Origin of the sequence: Streptomyces sp. NBC_01498 (genome assembly GCF_036327775.1) — a bacterium.
Taxonomy (GTDB): Bacteria; Actinomycetota; Actinomycetes; order Streptomycetales; family Streptomycetaceae; genus Streptomyces.
The window spans coordinates 2,745,800-2,768,409 of the sequence record NZ_CP109598.1; the positions used below are offsets into that span (position 1 = coordinate 2,745,800).

33 protein-coding genes are annotated in these 22,610 nt (G+C 68.5%); 2 read left to right on the forward strand and 31 right to left on the reverse strand.

Going from position 1 to position 22,610, the window contains the following annotated elements; translation table 11 throughout:
- The first annotated feature begins 12 nt into the window (after window positions 1-12).
- Window positions 13-981, forward strand: a complete 969-nt coding sequence (locus OG875_RS11430; RefSeq protein WP_330174122.1) for a DUF389 domain-containing protein — start codon at window positions 13-15, stop codon at window positions 979-981.
- A gap of 245 nt (window positions 982-1,226) precedes the next feature.
- On the opposite strand, the gene glmM is transcribed toward OG875_RS11430, so the two are convergent.
- The 4 genes from glmM to OG875_RS11450 form a co-directional block, all read right to left on the reverse strand.
- Complete coding sequence (gene glmM, locus OG875_RS11435) at window positions 1,227-2,585, reverse strand: phosphoglucosamine mutase (protein WP_330174123.1); 1,359 nt, start codon at window positions 2,583-2,585, stop codon at window positions 1,227-1,229.
- 212 nt (window positions 2,586-2,797) lie between these two features.
- A complete protein-coding gene (rpsI, locus tag OG875_RS11440; RefSeq protein WP_330174124.1) occupies window positions 2,798-3,325 on the reverse strand; it encodes a 30S ribosomal protein S9 in 528 nt (175 codons plus the stop codon).
- A 42-nt stretch (window positions 3,326-3,367) separates the two neighbouring features.
- Window positions 3,368-3,811 carry a 50S ribosomal protein L13 gene (gene rplM / locus OG875_RS11445; protein WP_330174125.1) on the reverse strand — a complete coding sequence of 148 codons (444 nt, stop codon included), beginning with the start codon at window positions 3,809-3,811 and terminating at the stop codon, window positions 3,368-3,370.
- A gap of 556 nt (window positions 3,812-4,367) precedes the next feature.
- Complete coding sequence (locus tag OG875_RS11450; RefSeq protein ID WP_330174126.1) at window positions 4,368-5,990, reverse strand: ABC-F family ATP-binding cassette domain-containing protein; 1,623 nt, start codon at window positions 5,988-5,990, stop codon at window positions 4,368-4,370.
- Between the two features lie 84 nt (window positions 5,991-6,074).
- On the opposite strand from OG875_RS11450, the gene OG875_RS11455 reads away from it, so the two are divergent.
- The gene (locus tag OG875_RS11455) at window positions 6,075-6,926 is read left to right on the forward strand and encodes a hypothetical protein (RefSeq protein WP_330174127.1); all 852 of its coding nucleotides are present in this window, start codon (window positions 6,075-6,077) and stop codon (window positions 6,924-6,926) included.
- Here the strand turns inward: OG875_RS11455 and truA are convergent.
- The 27 genes from truA to rplB all read right to left on the reverse strand — a co-directional run bounded on the left by truA (window position 6,894) and on the right by rplB (window position 22,583).
- Window positions 6,894-7,793 (reverse strand): tRNA pseudouridine(38-40) synthase TruA, encoded by a 900-nt coding sequence (gene truA / locus OG875_RS11460; protein ID WP_330177707.1) that lies wholly within the window; start codon window positions 7,791-7,793, stop codon window positions 6,894-6,896. The genes OG875_RS11455 and truA overlap by 33 nt on opposite strands.
- A 317-nt stretch (window positions 7,794-8,110) precedes the next feature.
- The gene (rplQ, locus tag OG875_RS11465; protein WP_330174128.1) at window positions 8,111-8,638 is read right to left on the reverse strand and encodes a 50S ribosomal protein L17; all 528 of its coding nucleotides are present in this window, start codon (window positions 8,636-8,638) and stop codon (window positions 8,111-8,113) included.
- 129 nt (window positions 8,639-8,767) lie between these two features.
- Window positions 8,768-9,790, reverse strand: a complete 1,023-nt coding sequence (locus tag OG875_RS11470) for a DNA-directed RNA polymerase subunit alpha (RefSeq protein ID WP_003956430.1) — start codon at window positions 9,788-9,790, stop codon at window positions 8,768-8,770.
- A gap of 120 nt (window positions 9,791-9,910) precedes the next feature.
- Window positions 9,911-10,315, reverse strand: coding sequence for a 30S ribosomal protein S11 (rpsK, locus tag OG875_RS11475; RefSeq protein ID WP_003956432.1), 405 nt, complete (start codon window positions 10,313-10,315; stop codon window positions 9,911-9,913).
- 64 nt (window positions 10,316-10,379) lie between these two features.
- Window positions 10,380-10,760, reverse strand: a complete 381-nt coding sequence (gene rpsM / locus OG875_RS11480) for a 30S ribosomal protein S13 (RefSeq protein ID WP_330174129.1) — start codon at window positions 10,758-10,760, stop codon at window positions 10,380-10,382.
- Window positions 10,761-10,940: 180 nt separating this feature from the next.
- A complete protein-coding gene (rpmJ, locus tag OG875_RS11485; protein ID WP_003956441.1) occupies window positions 10,941-11,054 on the reverse strand; it encodes a 50S ribosomal protein L36 in 114 nt (37 codons plus the stop codon).
- Between the two features lie 56 nt (window positions 11,055-11,110).
- A complete protein-coding gene (gene infA / locus OG875_RS11490) occupies window positions 11,111-11,332 on the reverse strand; it encodes a translation initiation factor IF-1 (RefSeq protein WP_003956442.1) in 222 nt (73 codons plus the stop codon).
- Window positions 11,333-11,592: 260 nt separating this feature from the next.
- Window positions 11,593-12,429: a type I methionyl aminopeptidase gene (map, locus tag OG875_RS11495; protein ID WP_330177708.1), complete on the reverse strand. Its 837-nt coding sequence runs from the start codon at window positions 12,427-12,429 to the stop codon at window positions 11,593-11,595.
- Window positions 12,430-12,642: 213 nt separating this feature from the next.
- A complete protein-coding gene (locus OG875_RS11500; protein ID WP_330174130.1) occupies window positions 12,643-13,302 on the reverse strand; it encodes an adenylate kinase in 660 nt (219 codons plus the stop codon).
- Window positions 13,302-14,621 carry a preprotein translocase subunit SecY gene (gene secY, locus OG875_RS11505; RefSeq protein ID WP_330174131.1) on the reverse strand — a complete coding sequence of 440 codons (1,320 nt, stop codon included), beginning with the start codon at window positions 14,619-14,621 and terminating at the stop codon, window positions 13,302-13,304. The genes OG875_RS11500 and secY overlap by 1 nt, the downstream gene beginning before the upstream one ends.
- A gap of 265 nt (window positions 14,622-14,886) precedes the next feature.
- The gene (rplO, locus tag OG875_RS11510; RefSeq protein WP_023539328.1) at window positions 14,887-15,342 is read right to left on the reverse strand and encodes a 50S ribosomal protein L15; all 456 of its coding nucleotides are present in this window, start codon (window positions 15,340-15,342) and stop codon (window positions 14,887-14,889) included.
- A gap of 1 nt (window position 15,343) precedes the next feature.
- Window positions 15,344-15,526 (reverse strand): 50S ribosomal protein L30, encoded by a 183-nt coding sequence (rpmD, locus tag OG875_RS11515; protein ID WP_330174132.1) that lies wholly within the window; start codon window positions 15,524-15,526, stop codon window positions 15,344-15,346.
- On the reverse strand, window positions 15,526-16,128 hold the full coding sequence (gene rpsE, locus OG875_RS11520) for a 30S ribosomal protein S5 (RefSeq protein ID WP_023539330.1): 603 nt from the start codon (window positions 16,126-16,128) through the stop codon (window positions 15,526-15,528). Before rpsE ends, rpmD begins: the two co-directional genes overlap by 1 nt.
- Before the next feature lie 46 nt (window positions 16,129-16,174).
- Window positions 16,175-16,558 carry a 50S ribosomal protein L18 gene (gene rplR / locus OG875_RS11525; RefSeq protein WP_330174133.1) on the reverse strand — a complete coding sequence of 128 codons (384 nt, stop codon included), beginning with the start codon at window positions 16,556-16,558 and terminating at the stop codon, window positions 16,175-16,177.
- A 2-nt stretch (window positions 16,559-16,560) separates the two neighbouring features.
- Window positions 16,561-17,100, reverse strand: coding sequence for a 50S ribosomal protein L6 (gene rplF / locus OG875_RS11530; protein ID WP_330174134.1), 540 nt, complete (start codon window positions 17,098-17,100; stop codon window positions 16,561-16,563).
- Between the two features lie 21 nt (window positions 17,101-17,121).
- A complete protein-coding gene (gene rpsH, locus OG875_RS11535; RefSeq protein WP_330174135.1) occupies window positions 17,122-17,520 on the reverse strand; it encodes a 30S ribosomal protein S8 in 399 nt (132 codons plus the stop codon).
- 208 nt (window positions 17,521-17,728) lie between these two features.
- Window positions 17,729-17,914 (reverse strand): type Z 30S ribosomal protein S14, encoded by a 186-nt coding sequence (locus OG875_RS11540; protein WP_003948630.1) that lies wholly within the window; start codon window positions 17,912-17,914, stop codon window positions 17,729-17,731.
- Between the two features lie 2 nt (window positions 17,915-17,916).
- The gene (gene rplE / locus OG875_RS11545) at window positions 17,917-18,474 is read right to left on the reverse strand and encodes a 50S ribosomal protein L5 (RefSeq protein WP_330174136.1); all 558 of its coding nucleotides are present in this window, start codon (window positions 18,472-18,474) and stop codon (window positions 17,917-17,919) included.
- Window positions 18,474-18,797, reverse strand: coding sequence for a 50S ribosomal protein L24 (gene rplX, locus OG875_RS11550; protein ID WP_330174137.1), 324 nt, complete (start codon window positions 18,795-18,797; stop codon window positions 18,474-18,476). Before rplX ends, rplE begins: the two co-directional genes overlap by 1 nt.
- Window positions 18,798-18,799: 2 nt before the next feature.
- Window positions 18,800-19,168, reverse strand: coding sequence for a 50S ribosomal protein L14 (rplN, locus tag OG875_RS11555; RefSeq protein WP_023539336.1), 369 nt, complete (start codon window positions 19,166-19,168; stop codon window positions 18,800-18,802).
- 103 nt (window positions 19,169-19,271) lie between these two features.
- On the reverse strand, window positions 19,272-19,562 hold the full coding sequence (rpsQ, locus tag OG875_RS11560) for a 30S ribosomal protein S17 (protein WP_330174138.1): 291 nt from the start codon (window positions 19,560-19,562) through the stop codon (window positions 19,272-19,274).
- A complete protein-coding gene (gene rpmC / locus OG875_RS11565) occupies window positions 19,562-19,786 on the reverse strand; it encodes a 50S ribosomal protein L29 (RefSeq protein WP_330174139.1) in 225 nt (74 codons plus the stop codon). Before rpmC ends, rpsQ begins: the two co-directional genes overlap by 1 nt.
- Window positions 19,786-20,205 carry a 50S ribosomal protein L16 gene (gene rplP, locus OG875_RS11570; protein WP_330174140.1) on the reverse strand — a complete coding sequence of 140 codons (420 nt, stop codon included), beginning with the start codon at window positions 20,203-20,205 and terminating at the stop codon, window positions 19,786-19,788. The genes rpmC and rplP overlap by 1 nt, the downstream gene beginning before the upstream one ends.
- 5 nt (window positions 20,206-20,210) lie before the next feature.
- Window positions 20,211-21,062, reverse strand: coding sequence for a 30S ribosomal protein S3 (gene rpsC / locus OG875_RS11575; RefSeq protein WP_330174141.1), 852 nt, complete (start codon window positions 21,060-21,062; stop codon window positions 20,211-20,213).
- The gene (gene rplV, locus OG875_RS11580; RefSeq protein WP_016645177.1) at window positions 21,062-21,409 is read right to left on the reverse strand and encodes a 50S ribosomal protein L22; all 348 of its coding nucleotides are present in this window, start codon (window positions 21,407-21,409) and stop codon (window positions 21,062-21,064) included. The genes rpsC and rplV overlap by 1 nt, the downstream gene beginning before the upstream one ends.
- 43 nt (window positions 21,410-21,452) lie before the next feature.
- The gene (rpsS, locus tag OG875_RS11585; protein WP_023539342.1) at window positions 21,453-21,734 is read right to left on the reverse strand and encodes a 30S ribosomal protein S19; all 282 of its coding nucleotides are present in this window, start codon (window positions 21,732-21,734) and stop codon (window positions 21,453-21,455) included.
- A 12-nt stretch (window positions 21,735-21,746) separates the two neighbouring features.
- Window positions 21,747-22,583: a 50S ribosomal protein L2 gene (gene rplB / locus OG875_RS11590; RefSeq protein ID WP_330174142.1), complete on the reverse strand. Its 837-nt coding sequence runs from the start codon at window positions 22,581-22,583 to the stop codon at window positions 21,747-21,749.
- Window positions 22,584-22,610: the final 27 nt, after the last annotated feature.

Here is a 22,610-nt window from a genome sequence, read left to right on the forward strand (position 1 = left end):
CGGAGAGTCACCGTGCTGCATCTGCGAATGATCGTGCCCGCCCCGCTCACCGACCAGGTCGTGAAGACGATCGAGGAGACCGTCGGCACCACGCACGTGGTCGTCGTCCCCGGCGCAGCCCGCGACCCGGCGGGTGATCTCGTCCTGTGCGACGTCGCGCGCGAGGCGGGCGACGAGCTCATCGCCGACCTGTGCGCCCTCGGTGTGGACGACAGCGGTTCGATCGCCGTCGAGGACATCGGGCTGTCGCTGTCCCGCCGCGCCGACAAGGCGGAGGACGACGCCCCGGGCGAGGGCGCGGACGCCGTGCTGTGGGAGCAGTTGGCGGAGGCCACCCAGGAGGAGTCCACGCTGTCGGTGACCTATCTGGCCTTCCTCACCCTCGCGACCATGATCGCGGCCTGCGGTGTGGTTCTGGACAACGCGGTCCTGATCGTCGGCGCGATGGCCGTGGGCCCGGAATTCGGGCCGCTCGCCGGGATCTGTACGGCGGTGGTACGGCGCTCCCGGCGACTCGCCGTCCGTTCACTGGTCACGCTGCTCGTCGGGTTCGCCGCCGCGATGCTGCTGACGACCGGCTTCAGCCTGCTGATGAACGCGTTCGGCCTGTTCAGCGAGTCCATGCTGCACGCGAAACGCCCGAACACGGCCTTCGTCTACGCCCCGGACCTGTTCTCGTTCGTGGTCGCGGTCCTGGCAGGGGTGGCCGGCGTGCTCTCGCTGACCTCGGCGAAGTCGGGCGCGCTGGTCGGCGTCGCCATCTCGGTGACCACTGTCCCGGCCGCCGCGAACGCCGCCGTCGCGCTCGCCTACGCGGACATGAAGCAGGTGTGGGGCTCCAGCGAACAGCTGCTGATCAACCTCGGCGGCATCGTCCTGGCCGGGACCCTGACCCTGCTCGTACAGAAGGCGCTCTGGGCGAAGCGCGGCGGCATGCGGACAGCCGCCGGGAAGGCGGCCACCGGAGGGACCGGGGAGTAGCGCGGCCGTAGGAGGGGCCGCGGGACGGAAACCGGGCCGGGGAGCAGGAGGGCCGAAGGGGCCGGGACACGGGCCAGGCGGCCGGAGGGCCGAAGGGCCGGGCCGGGGAGCACGACGGCCGGAGGGCTGGGGCCGGGACGGGGACCCAGGACGGCCGGACTACCTGAGGCGCCCGGCCCCCGAACCAGACCCCCGGCACCCAGCCCCAGCCCCAGCCCCAGCCCCAGCCCCAGCCCCCAACACCCCTACCCCAGTGCCGACTTCACCACGTCCGCCAGCCGCCCCGCGACCGCGCGCGCCTGTTCGATGTCGGCCGCCTCGACCATGACCCGGACCAGCGGCTCCGTACCCGAGGACCGCAGCAGCACCCGGCCCGTCGACCCCAGCTGCTGCTCCGCCTCGGACACCGCCGTCGCCAGCTCCGCCGACGTCGTGACCCGCGACTTGTCCACGTCCGGCACATTGACCAGCACCTGCGGCAGCCGCCGCATCACGCCCGCCAGGTCCGCCAGCGAACGGCCCGTGCTCGCCAGCCGTGCCGCCAGCATCAGACCGGTCAGCGTGCCGTCGCCGGTGGTCGCGTGGTCCAGGACGATCACATGCCCGGACTGCTCGCCGCCCAGCGCGTAACCGTGCTCCTTCATCGACTCCAGGACGTAGCGGTCGCCGACCGCCGTCTGTACGAGGGTGATGCCCTCCCGCTCCATCGCGATCTTGAAGCCGAGGTTCGACATGACCGTCGCCACCACCGCGTCACCGCGCAGCGTGCCCGCCTCGCGCATCGCCAGCGCCAGCACGGCCAGGATCTGGTCGCCGTCGACCTCTTCGCCCGCCGCGTCCACGGCCAGGCACCGGTCGGCGTCGCCGTCGTGCGCGATGCCGAGGTCCGCGCCGTGCTCCACGACGGCGGCCTTCAGCAGGCCCAGATGGGTCGAGCCGCAACCGTCGTTGATGTTCAGGCCGTTCGGCTCCGTGCCGATCGTCACAACCTCGGCACCCGCCCGCGTGAACGCCTCGGGCGACACCCGCGCGGCGGCGCCGTGTGCCTCGTCCAGCACGACCTTGAGCCCGTCGAGCCGGTTCGGCAGGACACCGATGAGGTGCGCCACGTACTGGTCGAAGCCCTGGTCGTACGTACGCACCCGGCCGACGCCCGCACCGGTCGGCCGCTTCCAGGGAGCACCCGTGCGGTGTTCGTCGTACGCGGCCTCGATCCGGTCCTCCAGCTCGTCGGCCAGCTTGTGACCGCCGCGCGCGAAGAACTTGACGCCGTTGTCCGGCATGGCGTTGTGGCTCGCGGAGAGCATCACGCCGAGGTCGGCGCCCAGCGCACCGGTGAGATACGCCACCGCGGGGGTGGGCAGCACACCGACGCGCAGGACGTCCACGCCCGCGCTCGCGAGACCCGCCACCACGGCGGCCTCCAGAAACTCGCCCGACGCGCGGGGATCACGCCCGACCACCGCCGTCGCCCGATGGCCCTCGAACGTGCCCGCCTCGGCGAGTACATGCGCCGCCGCGACCGAGAGGCCGAGCGCCAGCTCCGCCGTCAGGTCCACATTGGCGACACCGCGCACGCCGTCCGTGCCGAAGAGTCGTCCCACAGTTGTCCCTCCGAAAAATGCTCAGAAATGCCCCGAGAAAAGCTTCGCCGACAACCGAGGAGAAGAACACGGGGATCGCCCGGGGAATCGTCCAGGGAACGGGAAGCTCGGAAAACGAACGCCCCGGCAGCACAGAGTGCCGCCGGGGCGAACATATGCCATACCTGTGCCGTGCGGCCGCAAGGGCCGGGGCGGGGTAGGGCCGAGCGAGCCTAGCGCTTGCTGTACTGCGGCGCCTTGCGGGCCTTCTTCAGACCGGCCTTCTTGCGCTCGACCGCACGGTCGTCGCGGCTGAGGAAGCCGGCCTTCTTGAGCGGGCCGCGGTTGTTGTCCACGTCCGCCTCGTTCAGCGAGCGGGCCACGCCGAGGCGCAGGGCGCCGGCCTGACCGGAGACGCCGCCACCCGAGATACGGGCGATGACGTCGTAGCGGTTGTCGAGCTCAAGCACCTTGAAGGGCTCGTTGACCGCCTGCTGGTGCACCTTGTTGGGGAAGTAGTCCTCAAGGGTGCGACCGTTGATCTTCCACTTTCCGCTGCCCGGAACGATCCGGACGCGGGCGATGGCGTTCTTGCGGCGGCCCAGGCCGGCGGCCGGCTGCGGGTCGCCGAAGCGGGAGGCCAGCGACTCGGAGGTGTACTCGCCCTCGACGGGGGTCTCCGACTCGAAGGTCGTCACCTCGGCGAAGGTCTCCTCGCCCTCGGCGGCGTCCACGGGGGTCTCTGCGGTGGTCTCGGCCACGATATTCCTCAGATTTCTTTTCGTCTTAGGCGGTGGCCGGAATTACTGCGCGACCTGGATGATCTCGAACGGGACCGGCTGCTGGGCAGCGTGCGGGTGCTGGTCGCCCGCGTAGACCTTCAGCTTCGAGAGCATCTGACGGCCGAGGGTGTTCTTGGGGATCATGCCCTTGATGGCCTTCTCGACGGCCTTCTCGGGGTTCTTGGCGAGCAGCTCGTCGTAGCGGACGGAGCGCAGACCACCCGGGTACCCGGAGTGGCGGTACGCCATCTTCTGGGTCTTCTTGTTCCCGGAGAGGTGCACCTTGTCGGCGTTGATGATGACGACGAAGTCACCCATGTCCATGTGAGGGGCGTAGATCGGCTTGTGCTTGCCCCGGAGGAGGTTCGCTGCCGTAGTCGCCAGACGGCCCAGGACGATGTCCTGCGCGTCGATGATGTGCCACTGGCGCGTGACATCGCCGGGCTTGGGGCTGTACGTACGCACGGTCGTAGCCTTCGCTTCTTCAGTGAGTGAGTCCTGACAAGGCCACCCGGACGATCGAACAGCCCTGGCAGACGCCGGGGACGCAACCCGTGCCTGCCGCTGGATCATCGGCCCGGTGGACCGGCGTAAGGGCCTCTCACGTGAGAATGAACAAGCCAATACGCATAACGAACCAGAAGGATACCCAGGGTGCGCCGTACGGGTCAAAACGAGGCCCGCGCACACCCGTCCGGCACCCGGCCGCCCCCGCCTGTCGGGCTCTCCCAGGAGCGGCTCCACCCCGCTCCCCCGGCTCTCCCAGGAGCCGCTCCACCCCGCTCCCCCGGCTCTCCCAGGAGCCGCTCCACCCCGCTCCCCCGGCTCTCCCAGGAGCGGCTGCACCCAGCCCCTCCGGCGCTTGAGGAGCGGGGTCCGGGGCGGAGCCCCGGTTCGGGAAGGGGCGGGTAGGGGACAGCCCCGCGCAGCGGCCACCCCACCCCGTCCCCACGCCCCCACCCCACCCCATTGCCACGCCCCCACGCCGCCACCCCACACCCACCCACCCGCCCCGCACGGGCTACCGCGCCCGCGCCACCCGCCGTTCGTCCCACACCGGCTCCGCCGTCTCCCGCACCACCCCGTCCGACCCGAACACCAGGTACCGGTCGAAGCTCTTCGCGAACCACCGGTCGTGCGTGACGGCCAGCACCGTCCCCTCGTACGCCTCCAGCCCGTCCTGGAGCGCCTCCGCCGACTCCAGGTCCAGGTTGTCCGTCGGCTCGTCCAGCAGCAGCGCCGTCGTCCCGCACAGTTCGAGGAGCAGGATCTGGAACCGCGCCTGCTGCCCGCCCGACAGCTTGTCGAACGGCTGGTCGCCCTGCCGTTCCAGCTCGTACCGGCGCAGCACGCTCATCGCCCCGCCCCGGTCCTTCGCGTGCTCGGTCCACAGGATGTCGACCAGGCTGCGGCCGAGCAGTTCCGGGTGCGCGTGGGTCTGGGCGAAGTGGCCGGGCACGACCCGCGCGCCCAGCTTCCAGGTGCCGGTGTGCGCGACCGTCGGGTCGCCGGCCAGCAGCCGCAGGAAGTGCGACTTGCCGGAGCCGTTCGATCCGAGGACCGCGACCCGCTCGCCGTAGTAGACCTCCAGCGAGAAGGGCTTCATCAGCCCGGTCAGCTCCAGGTTCTCGCAGGTCACCGCGCGTACTCCGGTCCGGCCGCCCTTCAGCCGCATCCGGATCTCCTGCTCGCGCGGCGGTTCCGGCGGGGGCCCGGCCTCCTCGAACTTCTTGAAGCGTGTCTGCATCGCCCGGTAGCGCGACGCCATGTCGGGGCTGATCGCCGCCTGCTGCCGCAGCCGGTGCACGAGGGCCTTCAGCCGCGCGTGCTCCTCGTCCCAGCGCCGTTTCAGTTCCTCGAAGCGCGCGAAGCGCTCCCGCCGGGCGTCGTGGTAGGTGGCGAACCCGCTGCCGTGCACCCAGACGTCCGACCCGGCCGGGCCCGGCTCCACGCTCACGATGCGCTGGGCGGTGCGGGCCAGCAGCTCCCGGTCGTGGGAGACGAACAGGACCGTCTTACGGGTCTCCTTGAGCCGCTCCTCCAGCCACCGCTTCCCGGGCACGTCCAGGTAGTTGTCCGGTTCGTCGAGCAGCAGGACCTCGTCGGGGCCGCGCAGCAGCGCCTCCAGCACGAGCCGTTTCTGCTCGCCGCCGCTCAGGGTGCGCACGGCGCGCCACTGGGCCTTCTCGTACGGGACGCCGAGCGCGGCGACGGTGCAGATGTCCCAGAGGGTCTCGGCCTCGTACCCGCGTACCTCCGCCCAGTCGCTCAGCGCCTGCGCGTAGCTCATCTGCGCGGCCTCGTCGTCGCGCTCCATGACGGCGGTCTCGGCGGCGTCCACCGCCCGCGCCGCTTCCCGGATGCGCGGCTGGGCCACCGAGACCAGCAGGTCGCGGACCGTGCGTTCGTCCCGTACGGAGCCCACGAACTGCGCCATCACACCGAGCCCGCCGGAGACGGTGACGGTCCCGCCGTGCGCCTGGAGGTCACCCGCCATCAGCCGCAGCAGTGTCGTCTTGCCCGCGCCGTTGGCTCCGACCAGCGCGACGACGGCGCCCTCGCCGACCCGGAACGAGGCGTCCGCGAGGAGCACCCGTCCGTCCGGCAGGTAGTACTCCAGGTGTGCGGCCTCCAGATGTCCCATACCTGGCATTGTCACGCCCCCCGGCCCGCTCTCCAACCCAATTCCGCTTACGGCGGCGGTCCCGGGCGGCGCTAAACTCCCGCCATGAGCTTTGGTCAAGGGGGGCCCTACGGGTCCTCGCAGGGGCAGACGCCGGACTGGGCCGCGCTCGCCGACGCCTCCGCCCAACGGGCCCGCCGCAGGCGCTGGATGCTGATAGGCGGCGGCGCGATCGCCACGGCCGCGGTCGCGGCGATCGTCGCGACGGCCGTCGTGTCGACGGACGGCGACGGGGCCGGCGGTGACCGGGCGGGCGCGGCGAGCACCAGCGACCTGCCCGCGGCGCCCAGCGAGACCGCCGAGCCCGAACCGTCCTTCTCCGAGGCGGATCCGCTGCCGCCGCCGAACCCGAAGGACTTCATCTCCGCGGAGGACAAGGACACGGCCCCGCTCGGCGCCGACACCCTGTTCCCCGACGCGAAGCTGACGATGGGCGACCGCACGTACTCCAAGGGCCCGACGAACCGCACCACGAACTGCGCGGGCGCCACCCAGGGCGACCTCGGCTCGATCCTCGCCTCGAACACCTGTGACCAGGTGATCCGCGCCACGTTCACCCGGGACGGCACGGCCGTGACCGTGGGCGTCGCGGTCTTCTCCACCGAGGCGCAGGCGCTGAAGGCGAAGGAGGAGGCGCGCGGCGGTCTGGCGTCGCTGTCCGGCTCGGGCGTCGATACGTTCTGCCGGGGCGGCACGATCTGCCGCAGGACGACCAACTCCTACGGCAGATACGTGTACTTCACCGTCGGCGGCTTCCTCGACGGCAAGGACGTCGTGAAGAGCGACAAGGACGTCTTCACCACGGGCGACGACGTCGCCGAGTTCACCTTCCGCCAGATCCACCGCCGCGGCGAGATCCAGGCGTCAGCAGCCGCCGCAGCCCCGGTCGACCAGTGACCTGACGTCCCCGGCGACCGGCAGGGTCCGCTTGTTGCGGGCCAGCCGGTTGCGCGCGGCGAGCTGGTCGTCGGCGGGGTAGCCGACCTCCTCCAGGGTCAGGCCGTGCGGCCGTACGACGTGCACGGCCGAGTCCCGTACCCCGGCGGCCAGCACCTTCGCCGGCCACTCGACGGGCCGGTGCCCGTCGCCCACGAAGAGCAGCGCCCCGACGAGCGAGCGCACCATGTTGTGGCAGAAGGCGTCGGCCCGCACGGTCGCGGTGATCACGCCGCGCGCGTCCCGTTCCCAGTCGAGCCGCTGGAGCGTACGGATCGTCGTGGCGCCCTCGCGGCGCTTGCAGTACGCGGCGAAGTCGTGCTCCCCGAGCAGCCCGGCGGACGCGGCGTTCATCGCGTCCACGTCCAACTCCCAGTCGTGCCAGAGCACATGGCCGCGCAGCAGCGGGTCCACACCGCCCGGGTCGTCGGTGACCCGGTAGGCGTACCGCCGCCAGATCGCCGAGAAACGGGCGTTGAAGCCCGCCGGGGCCTCCGCGACCCGCCACACCCGTACGTCGTGCGGCAGCCGCCCGGCGAGGCGCCGCAGCAGCTTCTCCCGGTGTTCCGCCCACAGCCCGTCGGGCAGATCGACGTGCGCGACCTGCCCGCGCGCGTGCACGCCGGCGTCCGTGCGCCCGGCGACGGTCAGGTCGTACGTCTCCGCCGACCGCGTCACGACCCGCAGCGCGTCCTCGATCTCCCCCTGGACGGTCCGCCGGGTGGCCTGCCGCGCCCACCCGGAGAAGTCCTTCCCGTCGTAACTCAGGTCCAGCCGCACCCGTACGAACCCGGGCGCCGCACCCTCGGCACCCTCGTCGTCACGCACCCGCGCGAACCCGGGACCCGCACCCTCGGCAGCCTCGTCGTCACGCACCCGTACGAACCCGGGACCCGCACCCTCGGCACCCTCGTCGTCACGCACCCGTACGAACCCGGGACCCGCACCCTCGGCACCCTCGTCGTCACGCACCCGTACGAACCCGGGACCCGCACCCTCGGCACCCTCGTCGTCACGCACCCGCGCGAACCCGGGACCCGCACCCTCGTTGCTTTCCACCTCGGTCACCCACAGCTCCTCTCGCAACGGAACGGGCCCGCCCCCGTGAGGGAGCGGGCCCGTCCGCCGGACTGTCGTGAAGACGCTCAGGCGTCCTTCGACCCGTCCTTGGCATCGTCCTTGGCGTCGGCCTCGGCCGGCTTGGCGTCCTCGACGGGGGCGTCCTCCTTGGGGGACTCCTCCTTCTTGAGGGCGTCTTCCTTGACGGCGCGCTTCGTCGCGGCCTCGGCCTCACCGGTGGCCTCCTGCGCCACGGTCAGGGCCTCGACCAGCTCGATGACCGCCATCGGGGCGTTGTCGCCACGACGGGGGCCGATCTTGGTGATGCGGGTGTAGCCACCGGGGCGGTTCTCGTAACGCGGGGCGATCTCGGTGAAGAGCGTGTGCACGATGCTCTTGTCCGTGATCGTCTGGAGAACGAGGCGACGGTTGTGGATGTCGCCCTTCTTCGCCTTGGTGACCAGGCGCTCGGCGACCGGACGCAGGCGGCGGGCCTTGGCCTCGGTCGTCGTGATCTTGCCGTGCTCGAACAGCGCCTTCGCGAGGTTCGCGAGAAGCAGCCGCTCGTGCGCGGCGCTGCCGCCCAGACGGGCGCCCTTGGCGGGCTTCGGCATGGGGTTACTCCTTCATATCTGCACCGGCCGTATCAGGTACCGGTGTCAGTTCCCCGCGGACGGTTGTCCGCGGAAAGGCGGTGCGGCCGGTCCGGCGCCGGAGAACCAGCGCCGGGCCCGGGGTGTGTTCTAGTACTGCTCGGTCTCCACGAAACCGGCGTCCGCGTCGTCGTCCGCGCCGAACGCGTCTGCGGCGGCCGTCGGGTCGAATCCGGGCGGGCTGTCCTTGAGCGCCAGGCCCATGCCGGCCAGCTTCGCCTTGACCTCGTCGATCGACTTGGCGCCGAAGTTGCGGATGTCGAGCAGGTCCGCCTCGGACCGCGCCACGAGCTCACCCACGGAGTGGATGCCCTCGCGCTTGAGGCAGTTGTACGACCGAACGGTGAGCTCAAGCTCCTCGATCGGCAGGGCGAGATCGGCGGCGAGCGCCGCGTCCGTCGGCGACGGGCCCATGTCGATGCCCTCGGCGTCGATGTTGAGCTCGCGCGCCAGGCCGAACAGCTCGACCAGCGTCTTGCCCGCGGACGCCATGGCGTCGCGGGGGCGCATGGCCTGCTTGGTCTCGACGTCGACGATCAGCTTGTCGAAGTCGGTGCGCTGCTCGACACGGGTCGCCTCGACCTTGTACGTGACCTTGAGCACCGGCGAGTAGATGGAGTCGACCGGGATACGGCCGATCTCCTGGCCCACCTGCTTGTTCTGGACGGCGGAGACGTAGCCGCGACCGCGCTCGACGGTCAGCTCCATCTCCAGCTTGCCCTTGCCGTTCAGCGTCGCCAGGACGAGGTCCGGGTTGTGGACCTCGACACCGGCCGGGGGCGCGATGTCGGCGGCGGTGACCAGGCCGGGGCCCTGCTTGCGCAGGTACATCACGACCGGCTCGTCGTGCTCCGAGGAGACGACGAGCTGCTTGATGTTGAGGATGAGGTCGGTGACGTCCTCCTTGACGCCCGGCACGGTGGTGAACTCGTGCAGGACCCCGTCGATCCGGATGCTGGTGACAGCGGCACCGGGGATCGAGGAGAGGAGCGTACGGCGCAGGGAGTTACCGAGCGTGTAGCCGAAACCCGGCTCCAGGGGCTCGATGACGAACCGCGAGCGGTATTCGTCGACGACCTCTTCGGTCAGCGACGGGCGCTGAGCGATAAGCATGGAAAATGCCTCCAGTCTTGGCACCCACTATTTGATGCCAACAGCACAAGGATACGGGCGGTACGAGGCCGGAGCCCCGTACCGCCCGTGATTCCGCACACCCCCGGGGGGTGCGCGGGGTCAGACGCGGCGGCGCTTCGGCGGGCGGCAGCCGTTGTGCGGGGTGGGGGTGACGTCCTGGATCGAGCCCACCTCCAGGCCGGTGGCCTGGAGCGAGCGGATCGCGGTCTCACGGCCGGAGCCGGGACCCTTGACGAAGACGTCGACCTTGCGCATGCCGTGCTCCTGCGCGCGGCGGGCGGCCGACTCGGCGGCCATCTGCGCGGCGAAGGGGGTGGACTTGCGCGAGCCCTTGAAGCCGACGTGGCCGGCGGAGGCCCAGGAGATCACGTTGCCCGAGGGGTCGGTGATCGAGACGATCGTGTTGTTGAACGTGCTCTTGATGTGGGCGTGCCCGTGAGCGACGTTCTTCTTTTCCTTGCGGCGCACCTTCTTGGCAGCGCCCTGACGACCCTTGGGGGGCATCTCTTACTCCTACGGGAGGTGGTCGGTCCTACAGCGAAGACCGCTGATGAGCGTCCGCTGAGGACTACTTCTTGCCCGGCTTCTTCTTGCCGGCGATGGCGCGACGCGGACCCTTGCGGGTACGGGCGTTCGTGCTCGTGCGCTGGCCGTGGACCGGCAGGCCGCGACGGTGGCGCAGACCCTGGTAGCAGCCGATCTCGACCTTGCGGCGGATGTCGGCCTGAATCTCGCGACGGAGGTCACCCTCGGTCTTGAGGTTCACGTCCACGTACTCACGGATCTTGACGAGGTCTTCCTCGGCAAGGTCGCGGACACGGACGTTGGGGTCCACGCCGGTGGCGGCGAGGGTCTCCTTGGACCGGGTGCGCCCGATGCCGAAGACATAGGTGAGGGCGACCTCCACGCGCTTTTCGCGCGGGAGGTCAACGCCTGCGAGGCGTGCCATTCATGGCTCCAGTGTGATTCGGAGGTCTTCCGCAGTGACTCTCCCGGACGGTCTCTCCGGGTCCCCGGCCTCCGCCGGAGGTGTCGGCGCCATCAGCCGGTGCGGATGACGTCGGACACTGCGTATGTACGTGTGCTGCTCGCGTCGCGCGAAGTACTGCGAGATGCAGGAGGTCGTACGTCAGCCCTGGCGCTGCTTGTGGCGCAGGTTGTCGCAGATGACCATGACCCGGCCGTGACGGCGGATCACCTTGCACTTGTCGCAGATCTTCTTGACGCTCGGCTTGACCTTCATGGTGTGAGGTTCTCCGGGTCAGTGCCGGCACCCCGGAAAACGGGGTGGGGCAAGATCTACTTGTATCGGTAGACGATCCGGCCACGCGTCAGGTCGTAGGGAGACAGCTCCACGACGACCCGGTCATCCGGAAGGATTCGGATGTAGTGCATCCGCATCTTGCCGCTGATGTGCGCGAGGACCTTGTGACCGTTCTGGAGCTCCACCTTGAACATGGCGTTCGGGAGGGACTCGATCACGGTGCCCTCAATTTCGATGGCACCTTGCTTCTTGGCCACGCTTCGCCCTTCGAATCGGCTACCTTGATCGACTCCGGGCCCCCGCATGTGGACACACGGGTACACCAGAGCCGACGCGTCAGTCTACGGCAGGGCTCCCCAAAAGACGAATCCGTTGAGTCTGCCCATCCCCGGAGATCACCAACCCTTGGACGCCTCCGTGCGCCCGTACGGCCCTGTCCGCGCCGCCGCCCCGGAACGGGTGCCGGACACCCGGATCACCGCCGAGACGGGCCGATCACCCCGCCGTGCCGGGCCGATCACGCCAGCGGATCGGGCGCCGCCGTCACCCCGAGCGCGGCCAGCTTCGCCCTGCCGCCGTCGACCGCCGTCAGCACCAGCGGGCCGTCCTCGGTCAGCGCGACCGAGTGCTCCCAGTGCGAGGACCAGGTGCCGTCGGTGGTGACGACCGTCCACTCGTCGGCCAGCACCTCGGTGCGCGGAGTGCCGAGCGAGACCATCGGCTCGATCGCCAGGCAGAAGCCGGGGACCAGCTTCGGGCCTTTGCCGCGCTTGCGCGAGACATAGTTCAGCAGGTGCGGGTCCATGTGCATCTGGCTGCCGATGCCGTGGCCGCCGTAGTCCTCGACGATGCCGTACTTGCCGCCGCCGGGCTTCGGCTGGCGGCGGATGTACGTCTCGACGGCGCGCGAGATGTCGACCAGCCGGGCGCCCAGCCGCATGGCGGCGATCCCCGCCCACATCGACTCCTCCGTGACGCGGGAGAGCTCGACCAGTTCCGGCGCGTGACCCTCGCCGACGAACGCGGTGAAGGCCGCGTCCCCGTGCCAGCCGTCCACGATCGCGCCGGCGTCGACCGAGATGAGGTCGCCGTCCTTCAGTACGGTGACGGCGTCCGGGATGCCGTGCACCACCACCTCGTTGACCGAGGTGCAGATCGTCGCGGGGAACCCGCCGTAACCGAGGAAGTTGGGCTTCGCGCCGTGGTCGGCGAGGACCTTGCGCGCGACCTCGTCCAGGTCCTTGGTGGTGGCGCCGGGCACCGCCGCCTCGGCGGTGGCCGCGTGGATCGCCGCGACGACCAGCCCCGCCTCACGCATCTTCGCGATCTGCTCGGGGGTCTTGATCTCCACCATGACGGCGGCCTGCCTCACTCGGTCGACGGAACGGTTCTCCCCGGCGGCTTCACGAGCGTGCCGTCGCCGGGAGACTTTCTACGGTAGTGCCCGGACAGCAGTACGGCCGTGGTGCCCCTGGGGGCGCCCCGGCCGTACCGCTGTGCCGTGCTGTGTGGTGCGTCGTGCCCGGTGCGTGTCGCGCCGTGCCTCGCGCCGTGAAGGAGTCCGGGTCTACGGGACCCGGCCACCCTCCAGAGCGGCCATCGCACGCTCGGTCACCTCGGCGACCTTGCCCAGCGCCGAGATCGTGACCACGAGGCCCTGCTCCCGGTAGTGGTCGATGATCGGCTCGGTCTGCGTGTGGTAGACCTCCAGCCGCGTGCGGACGGTCTCCTCGGAGTCGTCGTCACGCTGGTACAGCTCGCCGCCGCACTCGTCGCACACACCCTGCTCCTTCGGCGGGCTGTACGTGACGTGGAACACGTGCGAGCTGTCGTTGCGGCAGACGCGCCGACCGGCGATCCGCTTGACCACCTCGTCCTCGTCGACCTCCAGGTCCAGTACGGCGTCCAGGTGCAGCCCTTCCGCCGTGAGCGCCTTGTCGAGCGCCTCGGCCTGGAAGACGTTGCGGGGGAAGCCGTCAAGAAGGAAGCCGTTCGCGGCGTCCGGCTGTCCCATCCGGTCCAGCGCCATCGCGATGGTGACCTCGTCGGGAACGAGGTTCCCGGCGTCCATGTAGCTCTTCGCCTGCACACCGAGGTCGGTGCCCCGGCTGATGTTGGCGCGGAAGAGGTCGCCTGTCGAGATGTGTGGAATGGAGAGGTTCGTGGCGAGGTACGCAGCCTGCGTTCCCTTGCCGGCACCGGGCGGTCCGACGAGGACGATTCGCATCAGCGGAGGAACCCTTCGTAATTACGCTGCTGGAGCTGGCTCTCGATCTGCTTCACGGTCTCCAGACCCACACCCACGATGATGAGGATGCTCGTCCCGCCGAACGGGAAGTTCTGGTTCGCGCCACCGAAGCCTGCCAACGCCATCGTTGGGACAAGAGCGATCAGCCCCAGGTACAGCGAGCCCGGCCAAGTGATCCGGTTGAGTACGTAACTCAGATACTCGGCAGTAGGTCGACCTGCCCGGATGCCCGGGATGAAGCCACCATACTTCTTCATGTTGTCCGCGACTTCTTCGGGGTTGAACGTGATGGCCACGTAGAAGAAGGCGAAGAACACGACCAGCACGAAGTAGGTCGCGATGTAGTACGGATGGTCGCCCTTGACGAAGTGCGCCTCGATCCATGTCTTCCAGCCCGACTGCGAGCTGGAGAACTGCGCGATGAGCGCCGGGATGTAGAGCAGCGACGAGGCGAAGATGACGGGGATGACGCCCGCCTGGTTCACCTTGAGCGGGATGTACGTGGACGTACCCCCGTAGGACCTGCGGCCGATCATCCGCTTCGCGTACTGCACGGGGATCCGGCGCTGCGCCTGTTCGACGAAGACGACCAGGCCCACCATCACGAAGCCGATGAGAATGACCGTGCCGAACTCGATCCAGCCCTGGGCGAGCTTGCCGCTCTCCTTGATGGCCCACAGCGCGCCGGGGAAGCCGGCCGCGATGGAGATGAACATCAGGATGGACATGCCGTTGCCGATGCCCTTGTCGGTGATCATCTCACCGAGCCACATCACGGCGGCCGTACCGGCGGTCATCGTGATGACCATGGTGACGGTGATGAAGATCGACTGGTCCGGAACGATCTCCGAGGCGACCGGGCAGCCGCTGAAGAGAGCGCCGGTACGGGCGGTCGCCACCAGGCCGGTGCCCTGGAGCACCGCGAGGGCGACGGTCAGGTAACGGGTGTACTGCGTGATCTTGGCCTGGCCGGACTGCCCTTCCTTCTTGAGGGCTTCGAGTCGGGGGATGACCACAGTCAGCAGCTGAAGGATGATGCTTGCCGTGATGTACGGCATGATGCCGAGCGCGAAGATCGTAATCTGCAGCAGCGCTCCGCCGCTGAACATGTTCACCAAGCCGAACAGGCTGTTGTTGCCCTTCTGGGCTGCGTCGACGCACGTCTGTACGTTCTCGTAGCTGACCCCGGGCACGGGGATGTGCGCCCCGAGCCGGTACAGCACGATGATGAACAGCGTGAAGAGCAGCTTCTTGCGCAGGTCGGGCGTCTTGAACGCCCGGGCGAACGCGGTGAGCACGGTGCCTCCTGCGACCCCCGCGCTCGCGCGTCAAGGGTGACGGTCTTGAGGATCGACGGATACATATCAGGCAAAAAAGCCACGCGACCACCCCTGCGGAGAGTCCGCGTGGCTCGGGGTCCGGGGGCGGACCCCCGGGTTCATACAGCAACAGTGCACGCCACCTTACCGGCGTACCTGTCCCCTAGGAACGACCAACCGGGGATGCCCCATTTGAGAGGCACCCCCGGTTGGACGTTCAATCCATCAACTTGTCCGAGTCGTCTCAGACAAGCTCGGTGACGGAGCCGCCCGCGGCGGCAATCTTCTCCTTGGCGGAGCCGGAGGCGGCGTCAACCGAAACCGTCAGCGCTACGGAGATCTCGCCCTGGCCCAGGACCTTGACGAGGCTGTTCTTACGGACCGCGCCCTTGTCGACCAGATCGGCCACCGTGACCTCGCCACCCTGCGGGTAGAGCTCGGCCAGCTTGTCCAGGTTAACCACCTGGTACTCGGTGCGGAACGGGTTCTTGAAGCCCTTGAGCTTCGGGAGACGCATGTGGAGGGGCATCTGCCCGCCCTCGAAGCGCTCCGGAACCTGGTAACGGGCCTTGGTGCCCTTGGTGCCACGACCCGCGGTCTTGCCCTTGGACGCCTCGCCACGACCCACGCGGGTCTTGGCGGTCTTGGCTCCGGGGGCAGGACGGAGGTTGTGGACCTTCAGCGGCTTCTGCTCCGCCATGTCAGTCGACCTCCTCAACCGTCACGAGGTGCCGCACGGTGTTGGCCATGCCGCGGAACTCGGGACGGTCCTCCTTGACCACCACGTCGTTGAGCCGCTTGAGGCCCAGCGAGCGAAGGGTGTCGCGGTGGTTCTGCTTGCTGCCGATGTACGACTTCGTCTGCGTGATCCTGAGACGGGCCATCACGCACCCGCTCCCGCACGCGCACGGAGCAGGGCCGCCGGGGCCACGTCCTCCAGGGGCAGACCGCGGCGGGCCGCGATCTCCTCGGGACGCTGGAGACCCTGGAGGGCCGCCACGGTCGCGTGCACGATGTTGATCGGGTTCGACGAACCGAGCGACTTCGACAGGATGTCGTGGACGCCGGCGCACTCCAGCACCGCGCGCACCGGACCACCGGCGATGACGCCGGTACCGGGGGACGCGGGCTTGAGCAGGACGACGCCCGCCGCCTTCTCACCCTGGATCGGGTGCGGGATGGTGCCCTGGATACGGGGGACCTTGAAGAAGTGCTTCTTGGCCTCCTCAACACCCTTGGCGATGGCGGCCGGCACCTCCTTGGCCTTGCCGTAACCGACACCCACGGTGCCGTCACCGTCGCCCACCACGACCAGCGCGGTGAAGCTGAAGCGACGACCACCCTTCACGACCTTGGCGACACGGTTGATCGCGACGACACGCTCGACGTACGCGGTCTTCTCGGCGGCAGCGCCACCGTCACGGCCCTTCCGGTCCCGCCGCTCGCCGCCACCGGCACCGCTTCCGCGGCGCTGGGGTCCAGCCATTGGATTTACCTCTCTCTGTTACGTCCGCTAGCTCCGGAACCGGGGCTTAGAACTTCAGCCCGGCTTCACGGGCGGCGTCAGCCAGAGCGGCAATCCGCCCGGCGTACTGGTTGCCACCACGGTCGAACACGACAGCCTCGATACCGGCGGCCTTGGCGCGCTCGGCGACCAGGGCGCCCACCCGCTGCGCCTGGGCGCTCTTGTCGCCCTCGCCGCTGCGGATCGAGGTGTCCAGGGTCGACGCCGAGGCGAGCGTGTGGCCCGCGATGTCGTCGATGACCTGGGCCACCATGTGGCGGTTGGAACGCGTCACGACCAGCCGGGGGCGGACCTGCGTGCCCGAGACCTTCTTGCGTACGCGGATGTGACGCCGCTTGATGGCAGCGGCCTTGTATGCCTTGCCCTTGGCGATCTTTACACCGTATGCCATGGCTACTTACCCGCCTTTCCGACCTTGCGGCGGATGACCTCGCCCGCGTACTTGACGCCCTTGGCCTTGTACGGGTCGGGCTTCCGCAGCTTGCGGATGTTCGCCGCGACCTCGCCGACCTTCTGCTTGTCGATGCCCTCGACACTCAGCTTCGTCGGGGACTCGACCTTGAAGGTGATGCCTTCGGGCGCCTCGACGACGATGGGGTGGCTGTATCCGAGCGCGAACTCCAGGTTGGAGCCCTTCGCCTGGACGCGGTAACCGACACCGCTGATTTCGAGCGCCTTGGTGTATCCCTGGGTCACACCGGTGATCATGTTCGCCACCAGCGTGCGGGACAGGCCGTGCAGGGCCTTGTTCTGACGCTCGTCGTTCGGGCGCAGCACCTGAAGGGTGCCGTCGTCGCCCTTGGAGACCTCGATCGGCGCTGCGACGGTGTGCGAGAGGGTCCCCTTGGGGCCCTTCACCGCGACCGTACGGCCTTCGATGGTGACGTCCACACCGGTGGGAACCTGGATGGGGAGCTTGCCGATTCGCGACATGAGCTTTTCCTCCGTTCCCGACTACCAGACGTAGGCGAGGACTTCCCCACCTACGCCCTTCTTGCCCGCCTGCTGGCCCGTCAGGAGACCGTGGGACGTGGAGATGATCGCCACGCCGAGGCCGCCGAGAACCTTGGGCAGGTTGGTGGACTTGGCATACACGCGCAGACCCGGCTTCGAGATGCGCTTGATGCCGGCGATCGAACGCTCGCGGTTCGGGCCGAACTTCAGCTCGAGGGTGAGGGACTTGCCGACCTCGGCGTCCTCGACCTTCCAGCCGGTGATGAAGCCCTCCTGCTGGAGGATCTCCGCGATGTGCGACTTGATCTTGCTGTGCGGCATCACGACGGTGTCGTGATACGCAGAGTTCGCGTTACGCAGACGCGTGAGCATGTCTGCGATCGGATCAGTCATGGTCATGAATTGGCCTTCGGCCTCTCTCGCCGGGGTTTCCTGTATGCGCCATCCCTCTCCCCGCTCGACGGCGGGACGGGTGCGGTGCGGGGACCTACGGCGTAGTAAGTGTTTGGGCGGCGGACGCCCAACCCCGCAAGCCTACGGCATGCGGGACGGGGCTTCCGCCGACCAGTTGCTTACCGAGAGCGTCTGGTTGATCCCGGAAGTGGGATTACCAGGAGCTCTTGGTGACGCCCGGCAGCTCGCCGCGGTGTGCCATCTCACGAAGGCAGACACGGCAGAGGCCGAACTTGCGGTAGACGGAGTGGGGGCGCCCGCAGCGCTGGCAGCGGGTGTAACCGCGCACGCCGAACTTCGGCTTGCGGGCGGCCTTAGCGATCAGAGCCTTCTTCGCCACGGTCAGTTCTCCTTGAACGGGAAGCCGAGGTGACGAAGGAGGGCACGACCCTCGTCGTCGTTGGTCGCCGTGGTGACCACGGTGATGTCCATGCCCCGGACCCGGTCGATCTTGTCCTGGTCGATCTCGTGGAACATGACCTGCTCCGTGAGACCGAAGGTGTAGTTGCCACGGCCGTCGAACTGCTTGGGCGACAGGCCGCGGAAGTCACGGATACGCGGCAGCGCGAGCGACAGCGTACGGTCCAGGAACTCCCACATGCGGTCACCGCGGAGGGTGACGTGGCAGCCGATCGGCTGCCCCTCGCGCAGCTTGAACTGCGCGATCGACTTGCGGGCCTTGGTGACGGCCGGCTTCTGACCGGTGATCGTGGTGAGGTCCTTGATGGCACCCTCGATCAGCTTGGAGTCGCGGGCGGCGTCGCCCACACCCATGTTGACCACGATCTTGACGAGGCCGGGGACCTGCATGACGTTCTCCAGGGAGAACTCCTCACGCAGCTTGCCGGCGATCTCCTCGCGGTACCGCGTCTTGAGACGCGGCGCAGTGGTGGTCGTCATCAGATGTCCTCACCGGTCCGCTTGGCAACGCGGATCTTGTTGCCCTCGTCGTCAAAGCGGTAGCCGACGCGGGTGACGACCTTCTTGCCGTCCTTCTCCACGACCAGCTGAACGTTGCTGACGTGAACAGGGGCCTCGGTCGTCACGATGCCGCCGGTCTGCGAACCACGAGCGGTCTGGCCGGCCTTGGTGTGCTTCTTGACCCGGTTGACACCCTCGACCAGGACGCGGTTCTGCGTGGGGAAGGCGACGATGACCTTGCCCTGCTTGCCCTTGTCCTTGCCGGTGATGACCTGAACCAGGTCGCCCTTCTTGATCTTCATGCTTACAGCACCTCCGGCGCGAGCGAGATGATCTTCATGAACTTCTTCTCGCGCAGCTCACGGCCCACCGGGCCGAAGATACGGGTGCCGCGAGGGTCGCCGTCGTTCTTCAGAATGACGGCGGCGTTCTCGTCGAAGCGGATGTACGAGCCGTCCTGGCGGCGGCGTTCCTTCACGGTGCGAACGATGACCGCCTTGATGACGTCACCCTTCTTCACGTTGCCACCGGGGATCGCGTCCTTGACGGTGGCGACGATGACGTCACCGATACCCGCGTAGCGGCGACCCGAGCCACCGAGAACACGGATGCAAAGGATCTCCTTGGCACCAGTGTTGTCGGCGACACGCAGTCGCGACTCCTGCTGGATCACGTCTATCTCCTGATCGTCTGCCGGTTCCCGGCGGGGGCCGCCGCGTGTGCGGGGCCCCCGCCGAGCCTGGCGGAACTACTCCCAGGGAATGCCCTGGGAGGGATTACTTGGCCTTCTCGAGGATCTCGACGATGCGCCAGCGCTTCGTCGCGGACAGCGGCCGGGTCTCCATGAGGAGGACACGGTCGCCGATCCCGGCGGCGTTCTGCTCGTCGTGCGCCTTGAGCTTGTTCGTACGGCGGATGACCTTGCCGTACAGCGCGTGCTTCACACGGTCCTCGACAGCGACGACGACGGTCTTGTCCATCTTGTCGCTGACGACCAGACCCTCACGGGTCTTGCGGAAACCGCGCTCGGTCTTCTCGGTCGTCTCAGTCACGTTGCTCTCAGTCATCAGGCGCTCTCCACCGTCTCGATGCCCAGCTCGCGCTCACGCATCAGGGTGTAGATCCGCGCGATGTCCTTCCGGACCAGCTTGAGCCGGCCGTGGTTCTCGAGCTGACCGGTCGCCGCCTGGAAGCGGAGGTTGAACAGCTCTTCCTTGGCCTCGCGAAGCTTGCCGACAAGCTCCTCGTTGCCCAGTTCACGCAGCTCGGACGCCTTGGTAACGGCCGCCATCACGACTCACCTGCCTCGCGCCGAACGATGCGGCACTTCATCGGAAGCTTGTGGGCGGCGCGGGTCAGCGCCTCCTTGGCAACCTTCTCGTTCGGGTAGGACAGCTCGAACATCACCCGGCCGGGCTTGACGTTCGCGATCCACCACTCGGGAGAACCCTTACCGGAACCCATGCGGGTCTCGGCGGGCTTCTTGGTGAGCGGACGGTCCGGGTAGATGTTGATCCAGACCTTGCCGCCACGCTTGATGTGGCGGGTCATCGCGATACGGGCGGCCTCGATCTGACGGTTCGTCACGTACGCCGGCGTCACGGCCTGAATGCCGTACTCGCCGAACGAGACCTGCGTACCGCCCTTGGACATTCCGCTGCGCTTCGGGTGGTGCTGCTTGCGGTGCTTGACCCTACGGGGGATCAGCATGTCGGTCAGACCTCCGTTCCGCCGGTAGACGTGGGAGCGGCCTCCGCGGCCGGAGCAGCCGGGGCGTCGGCCTTGGGGGCCTCGGCACCGGGAGCCTGCTGCGGCTTGCGGCCACCGCGACCGCCACGCTCGCCACCGCGGCCACCGCGGCCGGCCGGACGGTCGTTGCCGCCGCCACGGGCCGGGCGGTTGCCCGCGCGCGCCGCGGCGTTCTCGGCGCGCACCTCGGCGATGTTCTTGACGTCGCCCTTGTAGATCCAGACCTTCACGCCGATCCGGCCGAAGGTCGTCTTGGCCTCGAAGAAGCCGTAGTCGACGTTGGCGCGGAGCGTGTGCAGGGGCACGCGGCCCTCGCGGTAGAACTCCGAGCGCGACATCTCGGCACCGCCGAGGCGGCCACCGCACTGGATCTTGATGCCCTTGGCGCCGGCCTTCATCGTCGACTGCATGCTCTTGCGCATGGCGCGACGGAAGGAGACGCGGGAGGACAGCTGCTCGGCGACGGCCTGGGCCACCAGCTGAGCGTCCACCTCGGGGTTCTTGACCTCGAGGATGTTGAGCTGAACCTGCTTGCCGGTCAGCTTCTCCAGCTCGCCGCGGATGCGGTCGGCCTCGGCGCCGCGGCGGCCGATGACGATGCCCGGACGTGCGGTGTGGATGTCCACGCGGACGCGGTCACGGGTGCGCTCGATCTCCACCTTGGAGATACCGGCACGCTCCATCCCCTTCGTCATCATGCGACGAATGGCGACGTCTTCCTTGACGTAGTCCTTGTACAGCTTGTCGGCGTACCAGCGGGACTTGAAGTCCGTGGTGATACCGAGCCGGAACCCATGCGGGTTAACCTTCTGGCCCATTACCGGGTTCCTTCCTTGCTGCTGACGACCACGGTGATGTGGCTGGTCCGCTTACGGATCCGGTAGGCGCGGCCCTGGGCACGCGGCCGGAACCGCTTCAGGGTCGGACCCTCGTCCACGTACGCCTCGCTGATGACCAGCGAAGAGGCGTCGGAGTGGTCGTAGTTGTGCGCGGCGTTGGCAATGGCGCTGTCCAGCACCTTGCCGACCGGCACGCTCGCGGCCTGCGGGGCGAAACGCAGGACCGCCTGAGCCTCCGTGGCGTCCATGCCACGGATGAGGTCCACCACGCGGCGGGCCTTCATGGGCGTGACGCGGATGTACCGCGCCTGGGCCCTGGCTTCCATGGTTGTCCCTTCGGTGTAAGTCATAGTCGTTTCCACCCCGCGCTTAGCGGCGCTTCGACTTCCGGTCGTCCTTGACGTGGCCGCGGAAGGTGCGAGTCGGCGAGAACTCGCCGAGCTTGTGGCCGACCATCGACTCGGTGACGAACACCGGGACATGGATCTTGCCGTTGTGCACCGCGATGGTGTGGCCCAGCATGGCCGGGATGATCATCGAGCGACGGGACCAGGTCTTGATGACGTTCTTGGTGCCAGCTTCGTTCTGGACATCCACCTTCTTGATGAGGTGGCCGTCGACGAAGGGCCCCTTCTTGAGACTGCGCGGCATCTAAACCCGCTCCTAGCGCTTCTTGTTCGTCTTGCGGCGGCGGACGATGTACTTGTTGCTCGCCTTCTTCGGCGAACGCGTACGACCTTCCTTCTGACCCCACGGGCTGACCGGGTGGCGACCACCGGAGGTCTTGCCCTCACCACCACCGTGCGGGTGGTCAACGGGGTTCATGGCGACACCGCGGACGGTCGGGCGGACGCCCTTCCAGCGCATACGGCCGGCCTTGCCCCAGTTGATGTTCGACTGCTCGGCGTTGCCGACCTCGCCGATGGTGGCGCGGCAGCGGACGTCGACCAGCCGGATCTCTCCGGACGGCATACGAAGGTGCGCCATGGCGCCCTCCTTCGCCAGCAGCTGCACCGAAGTGCCCGCGGAACGGGCGAACTTGGCACCGCCGCCGGGACGCAGCTCGATGGCGTGGATGGTCGTACCGACCGGGATGTTGCGCAGCGCCAGGTTGTTGCCGGGCTTGATGTCGGCGGACGGGCCGTTCTCGACACGGCTGCCCTGCGCCAGGCCACGCGGCGCGAGAATGTAGCGCTTCTCGCCGTCCGCGTAGTGCAGGAGCGCGATGCGCGCGGTGCGGTTCGGGTCGTACTCGATGTGCGCGACCTTGGCCGGCACGCCGTCCTTGTCGTGACGACGGAAGTCGATCAGACGGAAGGCGCGCTTGTGGCCACCACCCTGGTGGCGAACGGTCACACGACCGGCGTTGTTACGGCCGCCCTTGCTGTGCAGGGGGCGGACCAGCGACTTCTCCGGCGTGGACCGCGTGATCTCGACAAAGTCGGCGACGCTGGAGCCACGACGGCCCGGGGTCGTCGGCTTGTACTTGCGGATACCCATTTCTCAGTCCTCGGAATATTCCGGACT